This is a genomic window from Microvirga sp. KLBC 81 (assembly GCF_003075415.1).
In the GTDB taxonomy this organism is placed as follows: Bacteria; Pseudomonadota; Alphaproteobacteria; order Rhizobiales; family Beijerinckiaceae; genus Microvirga.
The window spans coordinates 1-6,240 of the sequence record NZ_QDAH01000153.1; the positions used below are offsets into that span (position 1 = coordinate 1).

Below are 6,240 nucleotides of genomic sequence, written 5' to 3' on the forward strand. Positions count from 1 at the left end.
TTCAACAGATTGGCTGCGTGAGGCCTACGGGCGGAATAGCCCTCTTTCTGTCAACATCGAAAATTCGCGACAGAGCCCCCATGAGAGCCGGGGTGCCAGCGGCGCCAGCAGGCCTGCCAGAACGGCGCGACGGGTCAGCATCAGCATGAGATCCTCCCGAGTTCCCCGCGCCCTGGTTTTCGACCCTACACCCTCTTGGGCTGCGCCGCGAGAGGATCCCCCTCCAGACGGGCCAAGGGGCCAGGGAGAGTTTGTCAAAGCCCGAAAGGTGCCTTCATTCGACTGCTTCGTGCAGGCTCTGTTTGAGTATGTGCTCCTCTGGACGTGGCCATGCAGTAACTCTCACCTTGTGCCTGAGTGATCGATTCCTCCGCTGGAGGTACCAAGTGCCTGAATGACGAAGGTCTGCTCGGGGTCAAACTTTCACGCTCTGGCCGCTCAACGAACGTCGGCTCTTGAGTGCCGGAGCGGACCAAGCGCCTATGTCTCAGGTGTGCCAGTTCCGAACCTCCAGGTTCGTAGACCTGCACGCTGGCCGGGGAACGTTGATTCAGGTTCATGTTGCCGAACGTGTTCCTCGATCCTCGCCACCATGTGGCACGCTGTTACGCTATGCCCAGCCTGCTGCTGCCGTTCTTCATCGGACCAGACGGAAGCTCCGGCCTGTGCGTGTCGGTGAGATCTCTCGGGAAGCATTGACAGGGGCAATCACGCGCTTCGTGGCGGTGTCGCCGGCCGACACACGGGCTGGGCTGGGTAGCACTTCAGCTCTTCTTCACGGGCCAAACTTCTCATCTTACCATGAGGCAAACGACGCGGCGGCCACGGGCCCAGGCGCGACAGGGGCGTGCGGAGGAATGTCCATGAGACGCGAAATCGAGCGGTCGCCCCAAGAGCCACCCATCCACGATCTGGAGCCCAGAGGGATCAACCGCCGCGACCTCCTGGGTGGGGTCAGTCTGGTAGGCCTCGGAGCCGCGGTGGGCGCCAGCGTCCACCTTTCACCAAACCTGTCGGGCCCACCGATCCCATCAGCCCTGGCGCAGGGGGCTCCCGCATCAGGCGGGGCTGCCCAGCCCCAGGGACCACAGCCCCTCGACTATCCCGGCAAGGAGAAGGGTCTCGTCGTTCTTGGTGAACGGCCGCTGGTCGCCGAGACGCCCGAGCACCTGCTCGATGACGAGACCACGCCGATCTCGAAGTTCTTCATCCGCAACAACGGCCAGATCCCAGAAGCTACGGCGAACCCGGACGCCTGGAAGCTCACCATTGACGGCGAGGTGAACAACCGGCTTGAGCTGACGCTGGCCGAGCTGAAGTCGCGCTTCCAGCCCAAGACCTATCGCATGGTGCTCGAGTGCGGCGGCAATGGCCGCTCGTTCTTTCAGCCGCCCGCCCGCGGCAACCAATGGACCAACGGCGGTGCAGGCTGTGCCGAATGGACCGGCATCCCACTCGGGGAGGTCCTCCAGGCCGCAGGGCTGAAGGATACGGCGAAGTACACCGCCCATTATGGCGCTGACCCGCACCTCTCGGGTGACCCGACCAAGGATTCGCTTTCCCGCGGCATGTCCATCGCCAAGGCGATGGAGCCGCACAGCCTGATCGTCTATGCCATGAACGGCGAGCCCCTGCCCACCATCCATGGCGGGCCGCTGCGGCTGGTCATCCCCGGCTGGCCGGGCTCGCTGTCGCACAAGTGGCTGACACGGATCACGATCCGGGACCGCGAGCATGACGGCCAGGGCATGACCGGCACCTCCTACCGGGTGCCGAACACGCCCATGGTGCCCGGCGGCAAGGCGGACGAGAAGGACTTTCGCATCCTCGAATCCATGCCCGTACGCAGCATCATCACCAACCCAGCCAACGGCACGAGGCTGCCGGCCGGGACGCGGGAGGTCGCCCTGCGGGGTGCCGCCTGGGCCGGCGATCTCATGGTGAGCCGCGTCGATGTCTCGACGGATGCCGGCCAGAGCTGGACGCCGGCGACGCTCGCTCCCACCCGCAATCGCTACGACTGGAACCGGTGGATGGCGACCGTGGCGCTGCCGTCGGACGGCTATTATGAGATCTGGACGCGCGCCACGGACTCGAACGGCAAAATGCAGCCGCCGGTCGCCACTAACTGGAACCCACAAGGCTATGGTGGCAACGCCATGCACCGGGTGGCCGTCCTAGTGGGCTGAGGCTATGACACATATTGTGCGGTGGCTGGCCGCGCTCGCCGTCGGCACCTCAATCATGGCTGCGCAGGCTCAGGCCCAAGCGCCGGCACCTGCGTTCACCCCCAAGGACGAGCGGGTCGAGGATCTGCCGGAGGGCCCCGGACGGGACGAGACGTTTGGCATGTGCACGGCGTGCCATGGCTACAGGCTGGTGTCGAACCAGGGCATGACCCGGGATAAGTGGGACGAGACACTGACTTGGATGACCGAGCGGCACGGTATGCCCGACATCCAGGGCGCCGACCGCACCCGGATTCTCGACTATCTGGCCACGCATCACCCGCCCAAGGCACCGGCGCGGGCGGGCGGGTTCAGGAACCCATTCGCGCCGCAATAGCTCTGTGCCGCGACGAGCACATAACATCACCAAGGCCCACCTCGACGAGGTGAAGGACAAGATAGCCCGCCTGACGCCCTGTGGGACGCAGCTTGAGGCGAGGGTCGCCGGTAACAACAAACAGATTTCTGAATGCCGAATTATCGAGGCCCTGGCCGACCATGCCAGTGCAGGCACGATCGCGTCAGGCAATTGGGCTTCTATCGCGTTCCGGGGTTGAAGTCTGGAAAGGGTCATCCGAGGAAATTGCTAACGCCCCAGGAATGTCTGTTGTCCCCTTCGTCAGCAGACATTCGGTCTACTTCGCAAATGTGCCATTAGCCGACAATCGTTGGCAGCCCACCACATCTTCATCGCATCCCTGACCGTTTTGCGTTAAGTTAAGAAGGTCCTGGTGTTCCGCAGAGGATTGAGCGGGAGGGTCGCGCGAAGAGCGTCCACGCTAAAGGAGAAAGTCTCCGGACGTGAAGCCCACAAGGCCCGTCACCTGGATGACGAAGTCAGCCACGCCATCGCCGTTCACATCGCCCATCACTTGCGTGTTCCCGTTCGTCTGCTCGTAACGGAGCTGACCCGCCACTCCACCGAACGCGGCGCTTCCGATGAAGGCGAATTTCTGATCACCGCCGACCCTGTTGTTCGCGTCGATGTCCGACAGCGAAATGCGGTCTTTCTCGGAGCGCGAGAAGTCCGAGATCACGTCGGGTGTTGCGACCGCGCTGTCCACCGGCAAAGTGAAAACGAACCGATCGGTCCCAGCCCCTCCGAAGAGCGTGTCGGCCCCAGCTCCGCCGACCAGGGCGTCGTTGCCAGCTCCACCGTCGAGCATGTCCGCGCCGGCTCCGCCGTTCAGCTCATCATTGCCGCCAAGGCCGCGAATTGTGTCCTCGGCCACCGTGCCCGTCAGCGTGTTGCCGCCGCTGGTACCGGTGAGGGTTACGCCATCGGCGATATTTGCGACGCTCACGGCAATCGCTTGCGTGTCCGCCAATGCGCCGTCACTCACGCTGACGACGACATCGTAGACATTGTTGCCGCCAGCATCGGTGGGCGCCTCGTAGTTGGGAGAACTGACGAAGGACAGCACGCCGGTGGTCGCATTGATGGTGAACCGGGCTGCGTCCGAACCACCGGAGATCGCATACGTGCGCGCTGTCCCTTCCGGATCGGTCGAGGTGACGCTCGTCACGACAGTGCTATTTTCGTTCACCGTCACGGAGGCGGTGCTGCCGCCACCATTGGAGCTGATGATCGGAGCTTCGTTGACGTTCGAAATCGTAACGGCGATTTTCTGTGTGTCCGACAGCGCACCGTCGCTGGCAGCGACCACAACTTGGTAGACATTGTTGCCGTCTGCGTCGGCCGGCGCTTCGTGGTCGGGCGCGCTGACGAAGCTGAGCGCGCCGGTGGTCGCGTTGATTGTGAACCGGGCCGCGTCCGCACCACCGGTAATCGAAAAGGCAATGGCGTCGCCGTCGAGGTCGGTCGCCGTGAGCGCCGCGAGCGTAGGCTGGTTCTCCGCCACAGTGACCGCCGCGCTGTCGTTGCCGCCAAGCGAGGTGATGGTCACGCCCTCGTTGACGTTAGTGACCAGGATTTCGACAGATTGGAAGGCAGAGTAGGTCCCGTCCGTCACCGACACGGTCACGGTATAGAAGTTGTCGGCCGCGAAGTCGGACGGGGCTTCGTAATCCGGCGCCGCCACAAACGTCAGGACACCGGTTGCCTCACTGATCGCGAAGAGCGCGGCATCATTGCCGCCGACGATGCTGTACCGGAGGGGATCGCCGTCGACATCGCTCCCGACAACGGTCGTAACCGCTGTGCCATTCTCCGTAAGCGTGAACGCCGCGCTTGTCCCGCCGCCGTTGGAGAGAATGACCGGCTTCTCGTTGACGTTGGTGACTGTAACGGTGACCAGTTGGTTGTCCACATAGACGCCATTGTCCGCCCGCACCTGGATCTCGTAAAGATTGTCCCCGTCGGCGCTGGCGGGCGCTTCGAAATCCGGCGCCTGGGCGAAGCCGAGCAGGCCCGTGACCGGATCGATCCGGAACAGCGCCGCGTCCGCGCCACCGACGATCGCGTACTTGATGCCGGCGCTCGACCCGCCCGCCTCGGCGACCACTTGGGTCACGCTGATCGCGCCCTCAGCGACGGAAAAGCTCGCTTGGTCCCCGCCGCCGTCGGAGGTGATGGTGACAGGCGCGACGGGAACGAAGATCTGCGCCTTGACCTGGTCGTCGTCGGGGCCGGTTCCATTGAGGTCGGTCCAGCTCACCATGAACCCGCGGCCCGGGAGCGCGACGATGCTCGGATCGTACTGGTCGCCAAGGGTTTGCGTGTTGGCGAGCATGGGCGCGCCCACGAGCTGCGCATCGGAGTCGAATGCCTGCACGAAAACGCCCCTGCCCGAGCCGTCGCTGAGAGGATCGGTGTTGGCGGTCCAGGCGATGGCGAAGCCGCCGTCAGCCAGGCTCACAATCTTGGGGCCGGCAGCTGCAACAACGGAGAGGCCGTGCGGAACGGTGATCTCTGTGCCGACCGGCTGCCCAGCAGGATCGAAGATCTGGATGTGGTGGGCGCTACCCGCAGAGCGGCCTTCGTACCACGCTACGGCGATATTGCCGTTGGCTAGGACAGTCACTGATGACTCGACCGAGCTCACGCCGCTCGTGGTCGTATTGACAACAATCTCAGGGCCGGTCGGAACACCTGTGGAGTCGAGGAACCTCGCTTTGACGAGCCACGGGTCGCCCGCGCGCGCGTCTCCCCGGTCGGTCCAGGTGACGATGTAGCCGCCTTGCAGAAGCGCGGCGATCGACGTGTCGGCCTGGTTGCCAATCGTGGACACATTCACCTGCGTTTCGGGGTAGGCTGTACCGTTCGGATCGAAGGCGCGGACGTGCACGCCCGATCCCGAGATATCGCCGCCGAAAGTGCGGCTGTCGTGCCAGCTGATTGCAAAGCCGCCGTCCGGGAGTGCCGCGACGTCAACCCGGTCAACGCTCGACGCACCTACCGGGCTGACGCTGAAGGCCGGAGCAACCGCGGTGCCTTCGACATTGAAGATCTGCGCGCGAATGGCGGACCCGGCGTCCCACGTCACGATGAACCCGCCTCCGGACAAGCCAGTCACGGCGGGCTGAACAAGTCCGGATCCGGAAGCGAGCGTGAGCTCCAGCCCAATGGGTGTGCCGTCCGGTGCATAAACCTGCGCGCGGATGAACTGATCGGCGGACGTGCCCGGCTGAGCATCACGCCACACGACGATGACATTGCCGTCGGCAAGTTGCGCGCTGTCCGGCTCGCTCTGCGACCTCTCATAAGTGGAGTTGACGTCGAACTCCGCACCCGCAGCAGCGTAATCCATGGATTTTCCCCCAGCTTGAGGAAAGTAAACCTGAGATTAACGTCTGCGTCGAGGTTTCTTTTGCTGGAACCGGCTACCTCCTCCGCGGTACGACACGGGCCGGCTCCGGCGCGCCCTGTCCAAGCGAACCTCGACAGCTGCTGAGCTCCCTTGGCGCCAGGGTCCGCAACGGGTCAGTTCCTGAAGATCCCCTGCCCTTCACCGACGTCCGCTTACCGCTCGAGCCTGTGTGGAAACAGGCTGATTGGCACGCTTTGATGATCCAATGGGGTGGTGTGCGGACGGAATGCGGTGTGACCCTC

At 63.9% G+C, this 6,240-nt stretch carries 3 protein-coding genes; 2 read left to right on the forward strand and 1 reads right to left on the reverse strand.

Annotated elements, in window-relative coordinates; translation table 11 throughout:
- Positions 1–863 precede the first annotated feature (863 nt).
- Both DC522_RS32035 and DC522_RS32040 read left to right on the forward strand, forming a co-directional pair.
- Entirely contained in the window at positions 864–2,189 is a 1,326-nt protein-coding gene (locus tag DC522_RS32035) for a sulfite oxidase (protein ID WP_245444724.1), read from the forward strand.
- 4 nt (positions 2,190–2,193) lie between these two features.
- Entirely contained in the window at positions 2,194–2,565 is a 372-nt protein-coding gene (locus DC522_RS32040) for a hypothetical protein (RefSeq protein WP_116532492.1), read from the forward strand.
- Positions 2,566–3,007: 442 nt separating this feature from the next.
- On the opposite strand, the gene DC522_RS37130 is transcribed toward DC522_RS32040, so the two are convergent.
- Positions 3,008–5,938 carry a M10 family metallopeptidase C-terminal domain-containing protein gene (locus DC522_RS37130; RefSeq protein ID WP_116532494.1) on the reverse strand — a complete coding sequence of 977 codons (2,931 nt, stop codon included), beginning with the start codon at positions 5,936–5,938 and terminating at the stop codon, positions 3,008–3,010.
- Positions 5,939–6,240: the final 302 nt, after the last annotated feature.

What these genes read in the sequence shown, in the direction of transcription:
- DC522_RS32035 (WP_245444724.1), top strand. Translation starts at nt 864, where the DNA reads ATGAGACGCGAAATCGAGCGGTCGCCCCAAGAGCCACCCATCCACGAT.
- DC522_RS32040 (WP_116532492.1), top strand. Translation starts at nt 2,194, where the DNA reads ATGACACATATTGTGCGGTGGCTGGCCGCGCTCGCCGTCGGCACCTCA.
- DC522_RS37130 (WP_116532494.1), bottom strand. Translation starts at nt 5,938, where the DNA reads ATGGATTACGCTGCTGCGGGTGCGGAGTTCGACGTCAACTCCACTTAT.